The 21,331-nt window shown below is 68.2% G+C and carries 19 protein-coding genes; 4 read left to right on the forward strand and 15 right to left on the reverse strand.

Annotated features, from left to right (window positions below):
- Positions 1-65 precede the first annotated feature (65 nt).
- Together FHX32_RS30070 and FHX32_RS30075 are read left to right on the forward strand one after the other, a co-directional pair.
- Entirely contained in the window at positions 66-1,352 is a 1,287-nt protein-coding gene (locus FHX32_RS30070) for an erythromycin esterase family protein (protein ID WP_167191070.1), read from the forward strand.
- Between the two features lie 89 nt (positions 1,353-1,441).
- Positions 1,442-1,702, forward strand: a complete 261-nt coding sequence (locus tag FHX32_RS30075; RefSeq protein ID WP_167190691.1) for a hypothetical protein — start codon at positions 1,442-1,444, stop codon at positions 1,700-1,702.
- Between the two features lie 630 nt (positions 1,703-2,332).
- On the opposite strand, the gene FHX32_RS30080 is transcribed toward FHX32_RS30075, so the two are convergent.
- Positions 2,333-6,535 carry a LamG-like jellyroll fold domain-containing protein gene (locus FHX32_RS30080; protein WP_167190693.1) on the reverse strand — a complete coding sequence of 1,401 codons (4,203 nt, stop codon included), beginning with the start codon at positions 6,533-6,535 and terminating at the stop codon, positions 2,333-2,335.
- 123 nt (positions 6,536-6,658) lie between these two features.
- Positions 6,659-7,843 carry a sialidase family protein gene (locus FHX32_RS30085; RefSeq protein WP_167190695.1) on the reverse strand — a complete coding sequence of 395 codons (1,185 nt, stop codon included), beginning with the start codon at positions 7,841-7,843 and terminating at the stop codon, positions 6,659-6,661.
- On the opposite strand from FHX32_RS30085, the gene FHX32_RS35500 reads away from it, so the two are divergent.
- Positions 7,832-7,966 carry a hypothetical protein gene (locus FHX32_RS35500; protein ID WP_396836640.1) on the forward strand — a complete coding sequence of 45 codons (135 nt, stop codon included), beginning with the start codon at positions 7,832-7,834 and terminating at the stop codon, positions 7,964-7,966. The genes FHX32_RS30085 and FHX32_RS35500 overlap by 12 nt on opposite strands.
- A 212-nt stretch (positions 7,967-8,178) precedes the next feature.
- On the opposite strand, the gene FHX32_RS30090 is transcribed toward FHX32_RS35500, so the two are convergent.
- The 11 genes from FHX32_RS30090 to FHX32_RS30140 form a co-directional block, all read right to left on the reverse strand.
- Positions 8,179-9,687, reverse strand: a complete 1,509-nt coding sequence (locus FHX32_RS30090; protein WP_167190697.1) for an FGGY-family carbohydrate kinase — start codon at positions 9,685-9,687, stop codon at positions 8,179-8,181.
- Positions 9,687-11,321, reverse strand: coding sequence for a fucose isomerase (locus FHX32_RS30095; protein ID WP_167190699.1), 1,635 nt, complete (start codon positions 11,319-11,321; stop codon positions 9,687-9,689). Before FHX32_RS30095 ends, FHX32_RS30090 begins: the two co-directional genes overlap by 1 nt.
- Positions 11,322-11,350: 29 nt before the next feature.
- Positions 11,351-12,229 carry a dihydrodipicolinate synthase family protein gene (locus FHX32_RS30100; RefSeq protein WP_167190701.1) on the reverse strand — a complete coding sequence of 293 codons (879 nt, stop codon included), beginning with the start codon at positions 12,227-12,229 and terminating at the stop codon, positions 11,351-11,353.
- Complete coding sequence (locus FHX32_RS30105) at positions 12,226-13,251, reverse strand: exo-alpha-sialidase (RefSeq protein ID WP_167190703.1); 1,026 nt, start codon at positions 13,249-13,251, stop codon at positions 12,226-12,228. The genes FHX32_RS30100 and FHX32_RS30105 overlap by 4 nt, the downstream gene beginning before the upstream one ends.
- Positions 13,248-14,876 carry a tripartite tricarboxylate transporter permease gene (locus tag FHX32_RS30110; protein WP_208419491.1) on the reverse strand — a complete coding sequence of 543 codons (1,629 nt, stop codon included), beginning with the start codon at positions 14,874-14,876 and terminating at the stop codon, positions 13,248-13,250. The genes FHX32_RS30105 and FHX32_RS30110 overlap by 4 nt, the downstream gene beginning before the upstream one ends.
- Positions 14,771-15,253 carry a tripartite tricarboxylate transporter TctB family protein gene (locus FHX32_RS30115; protein ID WP_167190705.1) on the reverse strand — a complete coding sequence of 161 codons (483 nt, stop codon included), beginning with the start codon at positions 15,251-15,253 and terminating at the stop codon, positions 14,771-14,773. Before FHX32_RS30115 ends, FHX32_RS30110 begins: the two co-directional genes overlap by 106 nt.
- Positions 15,253-16,215 carry a tripartite tricarboxylate transporter substrate binding protein gene (locus FHX32_RS30120; protein ID WP_167190707.1) on the reverse strand — a complete coding sequence of 321 codons (963 nt, stop codon included), beginning with the start codon at positions 16,213-16,215 and terminating at the stop codon, positions 15,253-15,255. The genes FHX32_RS30115 and FHX32_RS30120 overlap by 1 nt, the downstream gene beginning before the upstream one ends.
- 7 nt (positions 16,216-16,222) lie before the next feature.
- Positions 16,223-16,897, reverse strand: a complete 675-nt coding sequence (locus FHX32_RS30125) for a GntR family transcriptional regulator (RefSeq protein WP_167190709.1) — start codon at positions 16,895-16,897, stop codon at positions 16,223-16,225.
- A gap of 532 nt (positions 16,898-17,429) precedes the next feature.
- Positions 17,430-17,582 carry a hypothetical protein gene (locus FHX32_RS30130; RefSeq protein WP_167190711.1) on the reverse strand — a complete coding sequence of 51 codons (153 nt, stop codon included), beginning with the start codon at positions 17,580-17,582 and terminating at the stop codon, positions 17,430-17,432.
- Between the two features lie 133 nt (positions 17,583-17,715).
- Complete coding sequence (locus FHX32_RS30135) at positions 17,716-17,976, reverse strand: hypothetical protein (protein WP_109906334.1); 261 nt, start codon at positions 17,974-17,976, stop codon at positions 17,716-17,718.
- Positions 17,976-18,113, reverse strand: a complete 138-nt coding sequence (locus tag FHX32_RS30140) for an ATP-binding protein (RefSeq protein WP_486481406.1) — start codon at positions 18,111-18,113, stop codon at positions 17,976-17,978. Before FHX32_RS30140 ends, FHX32_RS30135 begins: the two co-directional genes overlap by 1 nt.
- A gap of 19 nt (positions 18,114-18,132) precedes the next feature.
- Here FHX32_RS30140 and FHX32_RS30145 point away from each other — a divergent pair, with 19 nt between their 5' ends.
- The gene (locus tag FHX32_RS30145; RefSeq protein WP_109903726.1) at positions 18,133-19,239 is read left to right on the forward strand and encodes an IS630 family transposase; all 1,107 of its coding nucleotides are present in this window, start codon (positions 18,133-18,135) and stop codon (positions 19,237-19,239) included.
- Here FHX32_RS30145 and istB read toward each other — a convergent pair.
- Entirely contained in the window at positions 19,228-19,890 is a 663-nt protein-coding gene (gene istB / locus FHX32_RS30150) for an IS21-like element helper ATPase IstB (RefSeq protein WP_486481407.1), read from the reverse strand. The two genes, FHX32_RS30145 and istB, sit on opposite strands and share 12 nt — an antisense overlap.
- Positions 19,887-21,305, reverse strand: coding sequence for an IS21 family transposase (gene istA / locus FHX32_RS30155; protein WP_167190714.1), 1,419 nt, complete (start codon positions 21,303-21,305; stop codon positions 19,887-19,889). The genes istB and istA overlap by 4 nt, the downstream gene beginning before the upstream one ends.
- Positions 21,306-21,331: the final 26 nt, after the last annotated feature.

Genomic DNA, 21,331 nt, shown 5'->3' on the forward strand with positions numbered 1-21,331 from the left:
GGCCGATGCCTGCCTGGGCACGTCCCGGGTATACCGCGCCGACATCGGACGCGGCGGGGGTGACCATGGGGCGATACGACGACGAGGTGGCCGGGCTGGCAGCGCCGCTGGCTGACCCGGGTGACCTGGACGTGCTGCTGGACCGGATAGGGGACGCCCGGGTGGTGATGCTCGGCGAGGCGAGCCACGGCACGCACGAGTTCTACACCTGGCGCGCGGCGCTCACCCGGCGACTGATCGAGGAGAAGGGTTTCTCGTTCGTCGCTGTGGAGGGCGACTGGCCCGACTGCGACCGGGTGGACCGCAGCGTGCGTTGCCAGGCCGCCGCGCCCAGCGACCCGCGGGAGGCGCTCGCCACCTTCGAGCGCTGGCCGACCTGGATGTGGGCCAACGAGGAGGTCGTCGACTTCACCCGCTGGCTGCGCACGCACAACGTTGGGGCGGACGAGCCGGACCGCGCCGGCTTCCACGGTCTGGACGTGTACTCGCTGTGGGAGTCGCTGCGCGAGATCATCACCTGGCTGCAGGAGCACGACCCGGAGCAGGTGCCGACGGCGCTGGCCGCGTATCGGTGCTTCCAGCCGTACGACGAGGACCCGCAGCAGTACGCGCTGGCGACCCGCTTCGTGCCGAAGAACTGCGAGAACGAGGTAGTGGACCTGCTCGTCGGGCTGCGCGAGCGGGCCGCGGCCGACGACGCCGGCCGCTTCCTGGCCTGGCAGAACGCCGAGATCGTCGCCGGGGCCGAGCGCTACTACCGGACGATGGCGCGCGGTGGCCCGGAGTCGTGGAACGTCCGCGACCGGCACATGGACGACACCCTCGACCGGCTGCTGCGACACTACGGGCCGGGGTCGAAGGCGGTCGTCTGGGCGCACAACACCCACGTCGGGGACGCCCGCGCCACCGATATGGTCGACGCCGGAGAGGTCAACATCGGCCAGCTCGCCCGGGAGCGGTACGGTCCGGACCAGGTCGTGTTGGTCGGCTTCGGCACCCACCACGGCACGGTGGTGGCCGGGGACGCCTGGGGCGCGCCGATGGAGGTGATGCCGGTGCCATCGGGCCGCCGGCACTCCCTTGAGGACGCCCTGCACGCCGCCGCGCCGGCGCAGGCCCTGTTCGTCTTCCCGTCCGACGGCAAGCCCGACGTGCTCACCGACGAACTTGACCATCGGGCGATCGGTGTCGTCTACCACCCCGAGCGGGAGAGCATCGGCAACTACGTGCCGACGGTGCTCGGCGATCGCTACGACGCTTTCTGCTGGATCGACGAGACCCAGGCGGTCCGGCCGCTGCGCGTGCGTCCCGCCAGCCTCGCCGAGCCCGAGACGTACCCGTCCGGCATCTGACGGCGGCCGGGCGGTTCAGTCGAGGCGGTTTGCCGCCGCACTCCCGGGGCAATCGCGCCGCACACCACCGTCACATGGGAGGAGCCGCAATGAAGACCCACGACCCGTCCAGTCAGGCGATGCAGAAGGACTACGACATCACCGACATCGAGCGCCTGATGGGCAAGAAGGACTGGAAGAGCTACGACGACGTCATCGGATGGCTGAAAAAGTCGGGCGACGAGGACCGGCGGTTCACCCCCGGCGAGGTGCAGCGCATGATCGACGACTTCTCCCGGCTCCGGGATAAGGGCGCGCCGTTCGTACGCGATCCCGAGAAGCTCTGCGACCAGCTCAAGAAGAGCCGTTAGGAGTCGGGTTTCGACCGGGTGCCGACCGTGAGACCAGGCCGGTCGGGACGACTCATGCCGCGCGCGGTTGAGGCGACATGATCGGGTTACGCAGCGTCCCGATGGGCTGCAGCCCGGTGAACGGGAAGATCCACTCCTGGCGCGCCGCGGAGATTACCTGCACCCCGAGATCCTCGACTACTGTCCTCAACAGACTGAGGTGGGGTTTACGAGACGTCGCTTAGGCGGAGTCGAGCCTCAGCCCCGCCTGGCAAGTTGCGCTCGCTACGGAATGCAAAGATCGCCTCCTTGCGGCGCCCGCTGTCCGTAAGACCTTGCACTCGGCTGGCGAGATCCGCCGGGCATTGGGAAGTCCGGGAGGACCTCACCGGATCGAAGACGCGACGCGGCCACCTTGGCCTCGGATCGACCGAGCTGAGCCTGCTTCCGCAGCACGCGCACGGCCTGGCGAAGCTGCCTGACTGGATCAGGTCATGGGCGCGAACCTATATGTCGACTGGCAAGAACAGTGGCAGCTCATAGAAGACGCGAACCCGAAGCCTACCCGGCCGCCGGCGGCCAAAGCCGCCGCAACGGAACGGCGTCCCACCCTGCATTGCACAGAGTGGGACGCCGGCGGAGTCCGGATCGTCAGTGCAGGTTGTTGAGGTCGACGGCCTGCGCCATGGCCAGGTAGCCGGCGTCGTTGAAGTGCAGGCCGTCGCGATAGTCATAGCGTCGGTCGATGCGTACCGGGTCGCTCGGGTCCCGTACTGCGGCGTCGAAGTCCACGACCGCGTCGAACTCGCCACTGGTTCGGATCCACTGGTTCACCTTATGCCGGATCGCCTCGCCAGCGGCCGTCCAGTTCCGGGAGCTTCCGTACGGCGTCAACGTGGCGCCGACAACCCGCACACCGTGCGCGTGTGACCGTCGGACGTAGTCGCGGTAGCCCTTGATCAGGTCGGCGGCGGTGACGGCCTGATCGGGAAGCTGCCGGGACTGGATGATGTCGTTGATGCCCAGGTAGAGGATCACGGCGGAGACGTCGTCACCGGCGAGGTCACGGTCCAGACGAGCCAGCCCACCGGGCAGCGACTGCGGATCCGGCTCGGAGGGGGGCGCGTCCCGCAACAGTCGCCCGGCCGCTATGCCATTGTTGACGACCGACACACCGCCGCCCGGTCGCCGCAACAACCGGTCCGCCAGCTGGTCGGGCCAGGTCTTCTCGGCGCCGACCGTGGATCCCAGCCCGTCAGTGAGGGAGTCGCCCACCGCGACGATGGATCCACGATTGGCAACGTTCTCCACCTCGACGCCGGAGACGAACATCCACGACTTCGAGACCGGCCGCAGAGCGTCCGCCTCCAGGTCGGCCGTGTGGTCGCCGGCCGACACGAAGCCGGTCTCGCGCGCGAGGTTGTGCGTGCTGACCTGGCCGGTCCGCCCGGCGACGTAGACGCTCACCGCGAGTTCCTGCCGATCACCGGTCGCCAGCGGCACGCGGTCGGACACCACTTCGGATCCCGCGGCCGCGGTGATCGACTCCTTGCCGGCGAAGCGCAGTTCGTGCATGGTGCCCGGGACGAGTCGCCCACCACCGGCGTGAAGCCCAACGGTGACTCGGTTGAAGGTGACGTCCTGGTTGCCGAACTCGTTCGACAACCGCACCCGTAGGCCACAGCCTCCGGCTGTCGTTCGCATGACCATGCGCAGCGTCTGGTCGGCGAACCCTTCCTCCGCAATGCTGTTGGCGAGACGGGGCGCCGACATCGCGGTCCGCCAGGTGCTGACCCACGAATCGTCGGTTGGGGGCTCGGGCGGGCACAATGCGGCCGTGGCCGTTGGAGGATCGGCACGCAGCAGGTACTCCCGGATGAGGGAGAGGAGGCGCGAGCGGACGTCCGCGTCGACGAACTTTTCGCCTGGCACGCCCGAGAGCAGGTTCCTGGTCCCCTCCAACTGCTCACGTGCTTCCACGTACCCCCCGTTCGCCAGGTGCGCCCGGGCCGCCGACAGATGATCCGTCAGCGGGTCTCGCATCTGGTGCTTGATGCTGCCGACTGCGATGTACCGCTCCACCTCGGCGGTGAGTACGTCGACCAGGATCTCGCGTTGGCCCCGTGCCACCCGGTGGATCCGCACGTCGTCGATGCTGCCGCGGAAGTAGCTGCTCCCGTCGGGGCTGCGGCCGATCGAGTCCGGCTGGGTGGGCCGGCCGAACCCGTATCGGTCGCTGCCGAACCGGTGTCCGGAGTCGCTGACGTCGGCGCGTTCGACGCCGTCGACGTAGAGCCGGACGGTGTTGTGTTCGAAGTCCAGCATGGCAGCGACGTGGTGCCATTGCCGCGGTCGGATGGTCGCGGCGTCGAAGACCAGCTTTCGATAGGAGTCGCCGGGGGCCCGGCTGCGGCCGGCCACCGCGATCCGTGCCTGGCCGTTGGAGTTCTCGAAGGTGACCTCGAAGCCGGCGGTGCCACCGTTGATCCGCGTGCCGAACAGCCGCTGCGCGCCATTCTGCATCGAGTGGGGGTTGACCCAGGCGCTGAACGTGATTCCGGACGCCCCATGAAGGTGGGGGCCGACGGTGTAGCTGAGGTCGACGTAGTCGTTGAACGCATCGAAGGTCAGGCCGCTGCCGGTGTGGCCGGGCGTCCAGGCCGCCCCGTCCACGATGCCGTGGTTACCGTAACCCGAGTCGTCCGTGGCGACATGGCCCGTCCCCTCGTTGAAGTCCCACGATCCGACGAGGTCGGCGAGCTCGCCCTCCGGCTGGGGCCTGCGCTCCGGCAGCTTGGCTCCGTAGTTCCACCGTTGGTAATAGAGGTGCCCGTCCTCGGCGCTGATGAGCAGCGACGGCTCGTTGCGGCCGTCCCAGTTCACGACGGTGGGGGCGGTGTCGTGGCCGACAAGTCGGCCGTTGGAGACGGCACCGGCGTCCCGGAATCGCCACTCATCGCCGGTGCCCACGTTCTCCAGCAGGCGAACGTTGACATCGCCGTTCCCGATGATGTCCAACCTGCCGTCGCCGGTCCAGTCGACCATGGTGAACTTCCGACGGCCGCTGCCGCCGTTGATCTCCTGGTTCATCTGCAAGGGTCCAGCGGCACCCGCCTGCGGCACGCCGTTGCGGTTGAACTTCGACGAGCCCTGCTCACCGATGAAGATCCGCTTGCCGGGCAGCAGGGTCAGCTTGCCGTCGGTCTCGGTGCGCTCGAAGTACGCGAGGTACCCGTCGTGGTCGAGCATCACCAGGTCGGTGAGGCTGTCCTTGTTGAGGTCGACAACGAACGGTGTGGTCCGCCACTGGGTGACCAGCTCGTTGCCGGCCGGGTTCCACCAGTTCCATTTCGGCTTCGGCGCGGGGCCGTCCCACGCGATCTCGATCGGCTTCCGGGCGGCCAACTGGGGGCTGGTGCGGGTGCCGACGTTCTCGTACCAGGTGACCTTGCCCCAGATGTCGTTCACGACGATGTCGGGCAGTCCGTCATGGTTCCAGTCCGCCACTACCGGCGCCGTGTAACCCCACTTGGCCTCGGACGGTCCCTGGATCGATCCGTTGAAGCCGGCCTGGTGCCGGATCTCCTTGCCGTCGGCGCTCAAGCGCTGGGGCGTGGCCCAGGTGGGCGTGTCGCCGTCGCCGCCCAGGTTCTTGACGAAACTCAGCCGACCCGCCGTGTCGCCGACGACGAGGTCCTGTCGCCCGTCGCCGTCCCAGTCCACCGCGCTCGGCGTCGACAGGGCGCCGACCTTGACGTACTCGGCCTTCTGCTGGAAGTACGCCGGCTTCTTGAACACCGGCAGACCGTCGCGCAGGGTGCCGGTGTTCTCCACCAGAGAGACCCGCCCGTCCTCCTCCCCGATCACCAGGTCGACGTGACCGTCCTTGGTCCAGTCGATCGCGGTGACGACGATCATCTGCAGGTCCATCGCCAGCGTTCCCCCGCCCTCCAGCGGGATCGGCCGGCCCGCCGCGTACTCGGGAGCGGTGCGGGATCCCACGTTGTCGAAGAACAGCGGAGTGTCCAGGAATTCACCGGTGATGATGTCGAGGTCACGGTCACCGGTGAAATCGGCGACCACCGGGGTGGGGGCACCGTAGACGTCGATCGGCTTACCGGCCGCTTCGATCTTGACCGGGTCGGCGTACACCGGCTGTTCGGTCGTGCCCCGGTTCTCGATCAGGTAGACGTAGCCGTGGAGCGGCCCGTTCGTCCACTCCCCTTTGTCGTTCCAGGCATCGGCCGCCTCCCCCAGCGACCCGTACTCGCTCCAGTCGCCGACGCCGACCACGATGTCCAGCGCACCGTTGCCGTTGTAGTCCACCATGTGCCACTGGACTCCGCGCAGGCTACCGCCGGGCACGTCAGGCTCGTGCACGACACCGTCGAACGGGATCGCCTCACCGCCGGTGAGTCCGGTCTCCTTGACATTGGGATAGAGCCGGCCCGGGGTGGTCACGTAGACCTTGCCGTCAACGTGCGAGATGTGGCTGTTCTGCTTGCCTTCACTCAGCCGCACCGGCTCGGCGAACAGTGGCTTGCTGTTGCTGCCGGTGTTCCGGAAGTACCAGACCCCGTTGAAGGGTGCGTCCGGTGAGTTGACGAGCAGGTCGTGCGTTCCGTCGCCATCGACGTCCATCGGAAGCGGCCAGGCCCACAGGCCGACGCCGAGGTCGACAGTCAGGTCAGGGTTGTTGTATTTCAGCCGCTCAAGAGCAGGCGGAGGCGGCGGAAGGACGATCTCCTGCGCCGCGGCCGCCGGTTGCGGTGCGAGGGCGACGACGGCGGGGGGCGTCAGTAGCGCGCAGGACAGCGCGCCGAGGAGTGCTTTTCGTGGTCGGTACCTGAGCATGCTTCTCCTTCGACCAGCGGCCGACGTTGATCTCATGTCGGCGGGTTTTCGTGACCGCCCGTGGCCGGTACGGGCGTGGCGACCGGCATCGTCGATCCGCCCGCACCGGCCAGGCATCAGTGGTCAGCGTGGAGTGTTCACGTAGTGGCATGCAGACGGTTGGTGCAGCGCTCCATGCCGGAACTCGACGGGAACCGCACGGGAGTCGGATGGCAGGTCAGACCCGGCCCGCACGAACTCCTCATTGAAGACGAGGTGCCGCATGGACTGACGGCGGTGCGTGTACGCGAGGTGGATCATGCCGTCGCCGGTCTGCAACAGATAGGGATACGAGAACTCGGCGCCCGGCTCGGATTCGACATCCACGTGACTCGTCCATGTCTCGCCCTGGTCGGTCGAGAGGGACAGCCGCAGGATGTTGCGACCAGACGTGACCGGGTTGTAGGCGAGGACAAGATTGCCGTTGGCGAGCTTGGTCAGGGCTACCCGGGAGTTGTTGTTGGGCAGTCCCGTCGGTTCGGCAACTGTCCACGTCCGGCCGTAGTCGAACGATTCGGTCTTGTAGATGGCCCGGTCACGAGTGCGCAGGTACGCCAGAAGATGGCCGGGTTCGAGCTCCACGGTTGCCGGCTGGATAGCCCCGTTCGGCGAGCGGGGCCAGTCCGCGTCGTCGTCTGACGGATGGGGAACCCACGTGGTGTAGTTGTCGCTGGGGATGTACCAGCCGGCGGACCAGAGCGTCTCGCTGTAGATGGGAACCAGGACCTCGCCGTTCGACATTCGGAAGGGTCGGGTGCCGAAGAGCCAGCCCCACTGCTCGCGGATCTGTTCGGGCGCACTCCAGGTACGGCCGTTGTCCTCGGAGCGGATCAGACGAAGATCCGCCTCGGTCCAGCCACCTCCACGGATGGTGGAGAAGAACAGGTAGGTGGTGTCACCGTCGGCCCAGAGCACGGCGTTGCCGTCCGGCTGGCCGGGTTCGTCGAAGATCACGCGCGGCTCGGTCCACGTCTTGGACCCCACCGCGAGTCGGCTCAGGTAGGTCGCGACGTCGTCGGCGCCCTCTCGGGTGCCGGCGTAGAAAGAGTAGAAGAGGTTGCCGTCGGGTGCCTTCTCCAGCGACGCGACATGTACGCCCGGGTAGTCCGGGTCCTGCGGGTGAATGTCCTGGCGGCAGGCATAGGCACGGAAGACGTCGCTCTGTCCGGGGGGCTCTGCGGCTCGGGCGGCTCCTGCTGCGGGTACGGCCAACACGGCGGCAAGGCCGGGAACAAGCACTCGGCGCAGCATGCTCAGATGCGCGAACATCAAGTCTCCTCTGGCTCGGATGTGCTGTTACGGGCGGGGGAACTGAGCACGCACAAGGCGGTGCGCGTATCGGCGCTATGCGATCGCTGTGCCGACCGGCTGCGGCGCGACATCGACGTGTGAAGAAGCCATCCAAAGAGGAGATGCCCGGCATCTCGCCTCCGTTAACCGTCTACTGTTAACAGTAGGTTGCCAGTGGCTCACCTCGATGTCAACGACTTCGATGAGGAACCTCGGGTGCGATCCGCAACGGGCGACGCCGGATGTGGACCAGATGCGCGAGCGGGAGCCGGCCACGCCGGCTCCCGCTCGCTGCCACGACGCCGCTCGATGTCCTAGTGGCCGGCGGCGGCACCGGCCTGTTGCAGTCGGGCCAGCACATGCGCCTGGTCCCGCGTGTTGCGGTACAGCGACGTGTACTGCTCGAACAGTAGGTCGTAGGTGCCGCGTATCGCGGGATCGGGTTCGATGATTTCACCGGGACGGGTCCAGTCGGTCTCCGGCGGCACGAGGCCGCTACCGATGGCGGCCATGAGCGCGTCGCCGTAGCTCGCGCCGATGGTGACCTGCGGAACTTCCTGCCGGTGCCCGGTGACGTCGCTGACGATCCGGGTCCACAGCCCGCCCTGCGTCCCGCCGCCGACGGCGACCAGCCGGTGCACCGGATTCGCCTCCGTGTCGAGGAGTCCCAGGATCTGCCGGATGCCGAAGGCGATGCCCTCGTACACCGCCCGGAACAGGTGTCCGCGCCCGTGCCGGAGGGTGAGCCCCGCGACCACGCCCCGGGCGTCCGGGTCGAAGATGGGCGTCCGCTCGCCGGCGAAGTACGGCAGCACCAGCAGTCCCTCGGAGCCGGCCGGGACCTGCGCCGCCTCCCGCACCAGCGTCTCGAACGGCACGTCCCCCACCAGTTCCTGGATCCAACTCGTGAGGCTGCCGGAGGTGGCCATGCCCGCGGCGAGGCAGTAACCGTCCGGCCCCACACCGGCCGTGTTCCACAACTGCGGGTGGCGGGCCAAATCACGCAGGACCTGAACGAAGAACATGGTCGAGCCGTACATGAGCATCAGATCGCCGGGGTTCCGCACGCCGACACTGAAGGCCTCCGCCCACGCGTCGACCGTTCCCGCACAGACCGGGGTGCCCTCCGCCAGGCCGGTCGCCGCGGCCGCCGCAGCGGTCACCGTGCCGACGGTCTCCGCGGACCAGGCCAGGCGCGGTACGGGCAGGTCAGCGACGACGTCGTCGTACCAGGGCTCGTGCCACCGTCGCGCCTCGATGTCGTACAGCGGCACGCACTGGCTCGCCGTGTGGTGGTCCATGACGTACTCGCCGGTGAGCCGCCGGACGATGTAGGAGCTGGAGTTGTACCAGCGGCGGGCCCGAGCCCACACCTCCGGCTCCCAGCGGCGGACCCACAGGGCCTTCGGGCCCACGGCCTGCGAGGTGATGGGTGTGGCGCACCGGTCGAGCACCTCATCCGCGCCGTACCGGTCGGTGAGTTCGCCGATCTCCGCGATCGCCCGCATGTCGATGCCGTACAGTATGGCCGGCCGTACGGGCCGGTCGTTCTCGTCGCAGAGCACCAGGCACGGGCCTACGCCGCTGACGCAGACGGCAGCGATCGGGGCGCCGTCCGCCTTCGCCGTCAGTTCGGACGCGATGGCGACGACGTCCTGCCACCACACGTTCTCGGCGTCAACCTCCGCCCAGCCTGGGCGAGGCATGGACATCGACTGTGGGCGGGACCGGATGGCGGTTGCCACCACCGTCCCGTCCGGGTCGGTGAGGACTCCTTTGCTGCTTCCGGTGCCCAGGTCGATGCCGAGCAGGAGTGGACTCATCAGATCCGTACGTCCCCACACAGATGCACGGCCACCCCCAGGGCCTCGAACATGGCTGCCTTGGCCAGCAGGGCGTTGTCCGCGGTCTGCGGGTCGGGCGCGTACACGACGTTGAGGTGGTTGGCCTTGTGCCGGGCCATCAGCTGGTCCCGGCCGACCCCGTGCAGGACCGCGTGCATGATGGGCCACTGCGGCGTCGTGGCGTCGAGGCGGCGCCGGGTCTCTTCCGCCGGCAGCTCCACGACGGTGCCGCGCCCCAGGTCGACGTGCAGCGCGCCGTCCATGATGAAGACCCTGGACCAGATGATCTCGCCCGGCTTGGACACGCCGCTGAGCGTGCCGCCGCCGAGGGGGAAGTACATCGGCGGCTGCCGCATGCTGTAGCTCTTGTCGTAGCCGCCGTTGTGCGAGGCCGGCACGGACCCGGAGATTTCCATCACCCAGACGAACTGGCCGTCGTACTCCTCGCCCCACCGGATGTCGTGCAGCGTGGTGGCCGGGTCCAGGCCCATGGCGGTCCAGATGCGGTTGGTGACGAGGGAGTCGACGGCCACGCCCTCGTCAACCTCGTTGAAGTGCGGCAGTGGCCGGCCAGCGTACAGCTCCCGCTTGCCGTCGCGGCTCCGCACCGGTGGGCGCTCCGCGTTGTTGAGCAGCCCTTCGGCCAGGTCGCTGGCCGGAACGGTGTCCTTCAGGCCCTGCTGGTACTGGATTCCGACGGCGTCCAGGCCGAAGTCGTCGGAGATCCGCAGAGCGGCGATGTACATCCGGAACTGGCTGAGCAGCTGCGTGTCGGTGAGTTCGGTTGCCTCATCGGTGCCGGTGTAGAACGTCATGCCAGCGGCGTCCAGCCAGTCACGGACGGCCTGCGCCTCGTCGTCACTGACCCGGGCCATCTCCGCGACCAGCGCGCTCTGCGAGAGCCGCTCCTTGTAGATGCCCAGGGGGTTGAGCAGCTCGTCGTCGATGATGGCGTTGTACATGCCCATGCAGCCCTCGTCGAAGACGCCGATGATCGCCTTCTCTCGCCTGAGCTGCGCGGCGAGGGCGCGGCCCAGGTCGACCTCTGGGGCAAGCGGGAGCTCCGGGAGATCCCGGACGTGACTCTGGTCGTGGGTGAGCGTGCCGGTCTCCAGCCAGGTTCGGAGTCCCTTGAGCGCCCAGTCGTCGGTGAAGTTCTCACTCCACAGGATGGAGTGGGCGACGCCCGCCTTGGTCAGGCTTGCGGTCAGGCCGAGCAGGCCTACCAGTCCGGGGTACTGGCCGCTCCAGTTCGCCACGACCAGGATCGGCCCGCGATGGGTACGCAGCCCGGCGAGGACGTGGTGGCTGTACTGCCACACCGCCTCGGCGACGATCACCGGAGCCTCCGGCGGGATCGTCCGGAACACCTCGATGCCCTGTCGCTGGCTGGCGATGAACCCGTGGCCGGCGTCTGGGTCCACGGGGTGCGCGCGCTGCGTACGCCAGCCCAGAGAGGCGACGGCCTTGGCCAGATTCGCCTCGAACTGCTGCTGCACCGGCCAGCAGGTGACGTTCGCGCTGAGCCGCAGGTCACCGCTTGCGACGGTGTAGACGACGCCCGGCTCCGCAGTTGCTTCCTCTGCCGGGACGGGAAGGGTGTAGGTGGTCACGGACGGCTCCTCTCGCGGGGGCGGGTAGGTCAGAGCAGGTCGGCGATGTCGGCTTCGAGCGCGCGGCGCTCCTCGGGCGAGATCGGGTCAAGTGGAGCCCGCAGGCCGCTGGCGGGGATACCCCGCAGTTCCAGGACCGCCTTCAGGTGGGCGAGATTGCCCTGCCGGGTGGCGGCGACGGCACGGTGGGCGCGTTCGCGAGCGATGTCCAACGCTGCGGCGTCCCCGCTGCGCAGGGCGTCGCGTACCGCTAGGAAGGGTGCCGGCAGCGCCGAACTGACGCCGGAGACCACGCCGGCCGCGCCGAGGTTGACCACCTCGGCGAACTCGGAATCGGCCCCCGAGTAGACCGGGAGCTTCCGGCCGTCGAGTGCGGCAAGGTACTGGCTGACGACAGCGCTGCCCTCGCCGCTGATCTTGACTCCGGCGATGCCGGTGTCGGCCACCCTGGCGAGCAACGCCGGTGTCACGGAGGTGGTCGTCCGGACCTTGAACAGGTACCCGTAGACAGGAACGTCGCCGGCCTGCGCGACCACCGCCTCGTAGTAGCGCAACAGGGCCGACTCGGTCGCGGCGTAGTAGTGCGGCGTCAACGCCGCGAGGCGGCGGGCACCGCGGTCGACCGCGGCCGCGGTGAGGCTGGCCGCCTGGTGCGCGGACGCGGCGCCGACGTGCCAGTATGTCCGGTCGGGGCCGAAAGCGTCGTTGGCAGCGGCGCAGATGGTCAGACGCTCGTCGTCGGTGAGCGTGGTGAATTCACCAGTCGTGCCGGCGACGAACACACCGTCCAGTGGCGCCTCGGCCAGTTGCGCGTAGGCCGCCTTCGTCGCTCCGATGTCGAGAGCACCCTCCTGATCGAAGAGCGTCGTCAGGGCGCTGATCAGGTTGGCGGCGGGAAAGGCAGTCACAATTTGCTCCGGTTCGAGGGGTTGAGCAGGGCGAGCACGATGCCCCGTCGCTGCCAGGTGTAGGTCACGGCGAGCCCGTCGGGCGTGCGGACGAGGCATGGGTAGGAGAACTCGTTGAAGCCGGTGGTGATCACGCCCGAGTCGGCCGGGTGGTAGGTCTCGCCGTCCGCTCCCTCAAGCGATTCCTCGAGAGTTGCCCAGGGCTGCCAGGAGGCGCCGTCGTCGGTCGATCGTGAGATCAGCAGTGGTGCGCGTGATGCCCAGTTGCCGCTGGTGGGGTTGTGGGCCAGGTACACCGTCTCGTCGACGGCACAGACGCTGATACCGGAGTTGTTGTTGGGGACGCTGCTCAGTACTCCGGCGGACCAGGTCTCGCCGTCGTCGGTGCTGGACGAGGTGACGAGCCACCCGGCGGTGCTGCGGGCAAAAAGGCGGACCTCCCCGGCTGGGGTCTGCCACAGTGCCGGCTGGATGATCCCGGCGCCGGGGAACGTGTCGTGGTCGATGCCGATGTCCTCGGTACGGCGCCACGATCGGCCGTCGTCGTCGCTGATGTCCACGAAGGAATCCCAGCGGGGCGTCACTCCCCAGGTCTCGGTGGAGGCGCCGGCGAGCAGCCGACCGCAGCGCAGGCGAAGGGGAGGCGTCCGCACGGGTCCACGTCCGCCGGGGTCGTCGGTCGACAGCGGTTGGGGCGCCGACCACGTCCCGCCCCCGTCCAGCGACGTGGTGTGGAACGTGCGCCACGACGAGATGCTCTTCCCCACCTTGAAGAACAGCAGCAGGGCGCCGGAGTCCTGCCGGTGCAGGACGGGGTTCCAGCACGGTGCCAGGTCCCCGCTGACCACCTCGGGCGCGGTCCACTCGCCGCCGGCTCCGCTGCTGAGCCAGATCCGAGAGTTGGCGGCGCCTTCGTGGTCGCCCTGGAACCAGGCGACCACGAAGGAATCCCCAACCTGGCAGACCGTGCTGCCATGGCACTGGCCGGGAACGTCCCGAACGACGAAGTGCTTTTCGGTCACCTGCCGACTCCGGCCGGGTCCTGAGTCTGCGTCGGCTCCGGCTGTGCAGGGCGGCGGCGAGCCTTCATCCGGGAGCGGATCCGGGGCACCGCGAGGGCCAGGACGGCGACGATGAGCAGGAAGACGGCGATCGGGCTCGTGTAGATCGTCTCGAGGCCGCCGAGTTCCATCGAGCGGCGGAAGTTGCGCTCCGCCAGGGGGCCGAGGATCAGGCCGAGCACGACCGGTCCGGCGGGGATGCCGAACCTGCGGAACAGCAGGCCGATCACGCCGAACAGCAGCATGAGGCCGACGTCGAAGATGCTGTTGTTGACCGCGTACGTCCCCACGATGCAGAAGGTCACCACGACCACCCACAGGAAGCGGCTCGGCAGCTCGAGCAGCTTGGCGACTCCCCGCATCCGCAGGAGGCTGAGGCCCAGGGTCAGCAGCGTCGCGAAGATCAGGATCCCGGCGATGGAGTACACGAGGTCGGGCTGCTGGGAGAAGAGGCTGGGACCCGGCTGGATGCCCCAGATGATCATCGAGCCGAGCATGACGGCCATCACCGAGTCCCCGGGCACGCCGAGGGCGAGGGTGGTCAGGACCGATCCGCCCACACCGGCGTTCGACGACGAGTCCGCTGCGGTCAGTCCCTCCAGCGAGCCCTTGCCGAAGAGTTCCGGTTCCTTGGAGACCCTCCTCGCCTGGTCCCAGGCGACGATGCCGCCGATGTCACCGCCCGCTGCGGGCAGGATGCCGACGACGGTGCCGACTGCCGACCCCACGGCGACGGGCTTGATCATGGCGCGGTTCTCGGCCTTGTTCGGCCACCAGCGACCGAAGCTGCGCACCGCCTTCTCGTGGGTGTGCGCCCGTTCGAGCATCTGGCTGAACACCTCGGTGATACCGAACAGACCGATGATGACGGCGATGAACGGAATGCCCTCGACGAGTTGGTCGATCCCGAAGGTGAAGCGATCCGAGCCGTCCAGGGGGTCGCGCCCGATGGTGCCGAGGGCGAGGCCGAAGAGGCCGGCGATCATGCCCTTGATGATCTTCCCGCCCGAGACCTCGATCATCATGGTCAGACCGAAGACCACGAGGGCGAACATCTCCGGTGATCCGAACTCCAGCGCCAGGTTGCTCAGCGGGATGGCGGCCACCATCAGGACCGCGATCCCCACCAGCCCGCCGATGGCCGAGGCGTACGCCGAGGCGGTGAGCGCGATGCCCGCCTTGCCCTGGCGGGCGAGCGCATAACCGTCGAAAGTCGTCGCGATGGAGGCCGGGGTGCCCGGGGTGTTGATGAGGATCGCGGGCACGCGGTCGCCGAACTGTGCGGCGACGAGGATGGTCAGGAGCACCGCCAGTCCCGGCAGCGGATCCATGGTCAGGGTGAAGGCGCTGGCGAGAGCGACCGCCATGGTCGCGCTGATGCCCGGGAACGCTCCGACGAGCATGCCGATGGCGGCACCGGCGATGACGCACAGGCCGATCTGAAGGGTGAGGAGGGCGCCGAAGCCCTCGACGAGAGCATTCATACCGGAACTCTCAGAACGATCGCGAACAGGGCGTACAGCACCACCGTGATGCCGGCGGGAAAGAGGATGAGGTCCTTGATTCCACGCCCGCCGGCGATCCACGTGAGCGCCGCGACGAACACCATCCCGGACGCCAGGAAGTGGATGTAGTACCAGAGCACGCCGAACGCGAGGGTGGCCAGCACGAAGCCAGCCACCCGCAGCACGCCGACCCGGGTAGCCGGCTCGAGATCGTCACCCTTGGGCGCAGAGATGAACACGCTGACGATCTGCAGGACCGACATGCCGATCATCCCGATGCCCAACGACTCGGGCCAGATGCGAGGGCTGACGGCGAGGGCACGGCCGGGCAGTTCGATCGAGCGGGCGAGGACGAGGATCACGACGCCCAGGACCAGGAAGACCCCTCCCAGTGCTGCCTCGCGCCATGGCGAGGCAGCACTGTGGTCACCCTGCGGGACCGGGTGGGTGTGGGTCATTACTTGTAGATTTCGCCGAAACGATCGAACTCGGACTGGGCGAACGCGGCGGCCTCGTCAGGCGAGGTTGCCATCGGGGTGTTGCCCGCCTTCGTCATGACGTCCTTGAAGGTCTGCGACGATGCCGCCTTCTTCACGGCGTCAGCGAGTCGCTGCTTGACCTCGGACGGCAGGTTCGCGGGCGCGCCCATCAGCCCCCAACCGCCGACGACGAGGTCGACACCGAGTTCCTTCGCGGTCGGGACGTCGGGCAGCGCGGTAACCCGCTCCGGTGCCATCACGGCGAGGATCCGCAGCCGGCCGTCCTTCGCTGCCGCGCCGGACTCGCTCACGCCGGCCATGACGGCGTTCACCTCACCCGACACGCCAGCAGCGACGGCCGGAGCGCCACCGTCGTACGGGACGGGCTTGAAGGTCACGCCGGCGGCGTCACCCAGTGCCAGGGTGGCCGCCTCCCAGATGGCGCCGGCGCCGGAGTTCGAGACGGTGATGGTGCCGGGAGCGGCCTTGGCGGCGGCGATGAACTCGTCGAACGTCTTGTAGGGGCTGTTCGCCGGTACCGAGAGGGTCGCGGGTGCGTTCATGACCTGGCCGAGGATCGTGTACTGATCCGGCTTGATGTCGGCACCCTGGTGGCCGAGCATCGACACCTCCACCGGAATGAAGCCGATGCTGTAGCCGTCGGCGGGCCGGTCCTTGAGGTAGGTGAGGCCGACGCGGCCGCCGCCACCGGTGCGGTTCTCCACCACGATCGACTTCCCCAGGTCCGACTCCATCTCCTTGGCGAGGGTGCGGGCGGTCAGGTCGGACCCGCCTCCGGCGCCGGCGTGGACCACGAGAGTCAGGTCCTTCTCGGGGTAGTTGGCGGAGGAGGTCTCTTCACCGCCACGGTTGGCGCACGCGGTCAATGCGAGGCTGCCCGCGGCAGCCAGGGCGACGATCTTGACCAGTCTTGAACGCATCGCTAGGTCACTTCCTTTGGACGGGGGTGAGGGGCACTGCGGCCTGAAGCCGCGAGCAGGTCGTCTGCAGGTGGCGGTGCAGCTCGACCTTGACTTCGGTGACCTTGCCGGCGGCGATGAGCGCCGCAAGCTCGTGGTGTTCCCGCGCCGAGGGTGCGAGGTCGTCCATGCGCTTGCCGGAGGCGTGTAGCAGGCCCTCGATCGTGGGGCGGAACTGGTGCCACAGGACGCTGAGCCGGGTCAGGCGAGCGGCCTTGAAGAAGGCGCTATGAAAGCGGATGTCGGCCGTGGTGAAGGCCGTCGAATCGCGATCAGCCACCGCTGCGTCCATGTCGACCAGGGCCGCCCTCAGCTCGGCGGCGAGATCATCGCGGCTGGTGGCGATGGCACGTTCCACCGCGAGCAGCTCGAAGGACTCCCGCAGGGCCATCAGCTCATCGATGTCAGCCTCGCTGAGTGAGCGGGTGACCACGCTGCGGCCGGCACCGGTGACGAGTCCCTCCGCGCGCAGGATCTTGATGGCGTCCCTGACGGGGCCCCGGCTGACCCGGAACGACTCGGCCAGTTCCTCCTCGACGAGGCGCGTGCCCTCGGGTAGGTCGCCCACGATGATGCGGCGACGCAGCTCGTTCGCGAGCCTCTCCCCTAGGGACTCCACCCTGATGGGCCTGACATCCAACACTGCAGCCTCCCGATAACTGTTAACAGTTAACACTTGGTTCCAACGGCGGTCAACGGTTGACAAGAAGAGAGTCTCCCCCGCTGCGCGGCTTCCGGCCGGGAGCACACGACCGGACAGATCGGACGCGCAACGGGCCGCGGAACGAACCGGGCAGCCGGGGAGCAAGGGCGCGAGAAGCCCTGCATCAGCCGTCGGCGCCGTCGTCGTAACCCGGCGTCCACCTCTCGCGAGGAGCCTCAGTCGTCCGCACGGCAATGGGCGAGACCCGGGTGCGGGCCGTGAGCCCTGCTGCCTGGTATCCACGGACCGTCAGCGGACGGGCGCGCAGGCCCCGAGTTCCCGGGCACGCAGGGCCATCAGGACATCGGCACGCACGAGCTCCGACGGTCCGGACACCCCGAGCGCCTCCTATAGCAGTCAACGGGCACTGTGGAGAAGCAGCCGCTGGCCGGGGTGGTCATCATCGCTGCTCGCTACGGCCCTCACCCCGGTCGGCCCGCCGCGAGCGGCGTGAGGGCTGCCGCGAGGTGCACTACTCGAGCAGGTCTCGGATGTCGGCGGCGGTCAGCTGCGCGGAGGCGAAATCACCGCCGTCGAGGACGCTGCCGAACAGTTCGGCCTTGCGGGCCTTGAGCGCCATCACTTTCTCCTCGATCGTGTCCTTGGCGACTAAGGCGTGTTTCATAAGCCGGTCAGAGCCACTCCGTGATGATGGTGATGGTCAGGACGGCTTGGAAGCGGACTACCAGCTTGTCGTAGCGGGTGGTGTCGGGGTACTCGTTGGAGTGCAGAGGTGAGTACGGCTGATCTTGCAGAGGTCAGGTGTCGTGGTGGGCGCCTTGTTCGTCACGGTGGGTTGCGTCTTGCAGGCGCAGGCGGGTGAGGCCGAGCATGTCGATCAGCCATCCGGGTCCGCCGGTGATGCCGCGGGCGCGTAGGAGGGTGTCGACCTCGTTGTGGGTTGCCGCAGTGGTGTGGGCGAGGAAGTCCGCGCAGATCTGGAGCAGGAGTTGCAGCAGGTCTCCGTGGTTGGTGTCGCTGGTGGTCGCGGGGTCGTCCGGGTTGGCCGGGGTGGGCATCAGGCGACGTTCTCGATGGCGGTGAGGCGATTCTTGAGTCGGTAGCTGGGGCCGTTGATGGGGACGACGTCGCAGTGGTGCAGGAGCCGGTCGAGGATGGCGGTGGCTAGTGTCCCGAGTCGTTGATCCGTTACCAAAGTTGGTTAGGCTGTGGGTATGCCGCGAACGGGTCGCCCGAAAGCCGAGCTTGTGTTGTCCGATGTGGAACGTGAGACGTTGCTGTCGTGGTCGCGTAGGGCGAAAACGGCGCAGGCGTTGGCGTTGCGGGCGCGGATTGTGTTGGCGTGTGCGGAGGGTACGACGAACAAGGACGTCGCCGCGGCGTTGGGGGTGTGGCCGCAGACGGTGAACAAGTGGCGGGCCAGGTTTGTTCGTGACCGGCTGGAGGGCCTGTCGGACGAGTCGCGCCCGGGCGCGACTCGGAAGATCACCGATGAGCAGGTCGAGGCGGTGATCGTGAAGACACTCGAAGAGGCGCCGACCAACAACGACACGCACTGGTCGACACGGTCGATGGCCAAGGCCGTCGGGTTGAACCAGACCGCGGTCTCTCGGATCTGGCGGGCGTTCGGCCTCAAGCCGCATCTGGTGGACACGTGGAAACTGTCCAAGGACCCGCAGTTCATCGAGAAGGTCCGCGACGTGGTCGGGTTGTATCTCGACCCGCCCGACAAGGCCATGGTCCTCGCGGTCGACGAGAAATCCCAGATGCAGGCGTTGGACCGCAGCGCGCCGACGCTGCCGATGATGCCGGGTGTGCCTGGGCGGCAGACCCACGACTACATCCGGTACGGCACCACCAGCCTGTTCGCGGCGCTGGACGTGGCCACCGGCAAGGTGATCGGCCAGCACCAGCGCCGCCACCGGCATCAGGAGTTCCTGCGGTTCCTCAAGACCATCGACGCGAACACTCCGCCCGAGTTGGATCTCCATCTGATCTGCGACAACTACGCCACCCACAAGACCCCGGCGATCAGGACCTGGCTGGCCGCGCATCCCCGCTTCCACCTGCATTTCACCCCGACCTCGGGCAGCTGGCTCAACCTGGTCGAGCGCTGGTTCGCCGAACTGACCCGCCGCAAACTACGCCGCAGCAGCCACCGCAGCGTCAAGGACCTCGAAACTGACGTCAACGCCTGGATCGCCGCATGGAACGAAGACCCCAAGCCCTTCGTATGGGTCAAGACCGCCGACGAGATCCTGGACAACCTCGCCAACTACTGCACCAGAATTAATCAACTCTCCAACGACTCAGGACACTAGGACCTCGTCGCCGAAGACTTGGCCCCATTCGCCGAAGCCCTTGTTCGAGGTCAGCAGGGTGGAGCCCTTCTCGTAGCGTTTCGAGATCACCTGGAAGACGAGGTTGGCTTCGGGCCGTTCGAGGGGCTGATAGCCCACTTCGTCGATGACCAGGACGGTGGGGCGTAGGTAGGTCTGCAGCTTGCGGGCCAGCCGGCCGATCGCGTCGGCGGCGGTGAGGTGGCGGACCATGTCGTCGAGGGTGGTGAAGTAGACGGTGAACCCGGCTCGGCAGGCGGCGACCGCGAGGGACACCGCGATGTGGGTCTTGCCGACGCCCGGCGGGCCGAGGAACGCGACGTTGGCTTTGGCCTGCACGAACGCGAGGGTCGCGAGGTCACGGACCTTGCGGGGGTCCAGGTCGGGTTGGAAGCTGAAGTCGTAGTCGTCGAGGGTCTTGTGGTGCGGCAGCTTCGACAGGCGCAGCCCGGCGCGGAAGCGGCGTTCGTCGCGGACGGCGAGTTCCTCTTGCAGGACGAGGTCGAGGAACTCCAGGTAGCCCATGGCCTCGGTGTCGGCCCGACCGGTGAGCTCCTGCAGCGTCTTGGCCAGGTGAGGCAGGCCGAGTTTGGTGGCGCTGGCGTGGATGCGGTTGGTGACCAGCTCACTCACTTCGAGACGTCCTTCAGGTGTGGTCGGTTGGTGAACGGGCTGGCCGCAGCGATCTGCTCATAGACCGACAGCGGGCGGGCCTCGACGGCGATCTGGGCGGCGGCAGCCCGGTTGAGCAGGGCTTGCAGCGGTCCCTGGCCCCCGTCGAGGCGGGCGGGTCGGCGTGTGGTCGACTGCGGGCTGTCGGGGTCGCCGGTGGTGACGGCACGGGTGTGTCCGTCGGGCAGACCGTCCCAGTGGCTCTCATCGACCACGCGGGCGCCGCGGCCCACGGCCCGCTGGTGGGTGGCCAGCAGCGTGGCGCCGTCCAGGCCGCCGACGGTGGCGTGGATGGTGATGGTGGCGGCGGTCGCCCGGATCTCCACGAGTTGGCGATGGCGGACCCGTCGGGCCGGCACGGAGTAGAGGTTGCCGGCGTAGGCGACCAGGCAGTCCTTGCCGACGTGCCGCAGATGCCGGTCGGCGACCACATACGCCCGGGCGGGGATCGGTCGCAGCGCGGCGTGGTCACGGACCGCCCGCACGCCGATGATCTCGCCGTGGGTGCGGTGCCTTACGGCCCGCCGCTGCGGAACCCAGGCCATGAAGGTGGCGTCGAGCTCGGCCAGCGAGGAGAACGCCCGCCCGGCCAGGACATGATCACGGACGATGGTGACCTGCCGTTCGACCCGCCCTTTGCCGGTCGGCCGGTATGCGGCCAGCACATCGATGTCGAAGTCGTAGTGCCCGGCGAACGCGACCGCTTCCGGGTGCAGCGGCACCGCCTGACCCGGGGCGACGTGCCGGCGGACCACGGTCTTGGTCCGGTCGTAGACGATCACCCCGGGGACCCCGCCGAAGTGCGCGAACGCCCGCCGGTGACACTCCCAGAACGCGGCCAGGTCCTGGCTGGTGGTGAAGCAGCAGAACGGATCCCGCGAGTACGACAGCACCATGTGAAACGAGTACACCTTCGGGATCCCGACGTGAGCGAGGATGCCGCCCTCGTCGCCCCAGTCCACCTGCGCCTGCGCACCCGGAACGACCTCGAACCGGCGATGCAGCCCGGCCAGCTGATCCGGGCTGATCCCCAGCTCCGCCGCGATCCGCGGCCGGGCCTGCTGCAGATACAACTTCACCCGCTGGTAGTTACCGGTGAACCCGTACTGCTCGACCAGGCGTTCGTGGATCACCGTGCCCTTGAGCAGCAACTCCGCCCGCAACCACGCATCGACCACATGCGCGAACACATCGATCAGCTGCCCACGAGCCGGCCGCGCCCGAACCGGCGGCGCCACCTCGCCGCCACCAGCAGCCAGGTACTTCTTCACCGTCCGCCAGTTCAGGCCCGTCTCACGAGCGATCTCCGAGACACTCGCACCAGCCTCGTGCAACGCCCGGAACCGGCGCACATCCAGCCACCGCTGCTCATCCATCGCCCCCATCGCCAGCCGCCCCACGT

The sequence above is a fragment of the Micromonospora sp. CNZ280 genome (genome assembly GCF_011759515.1).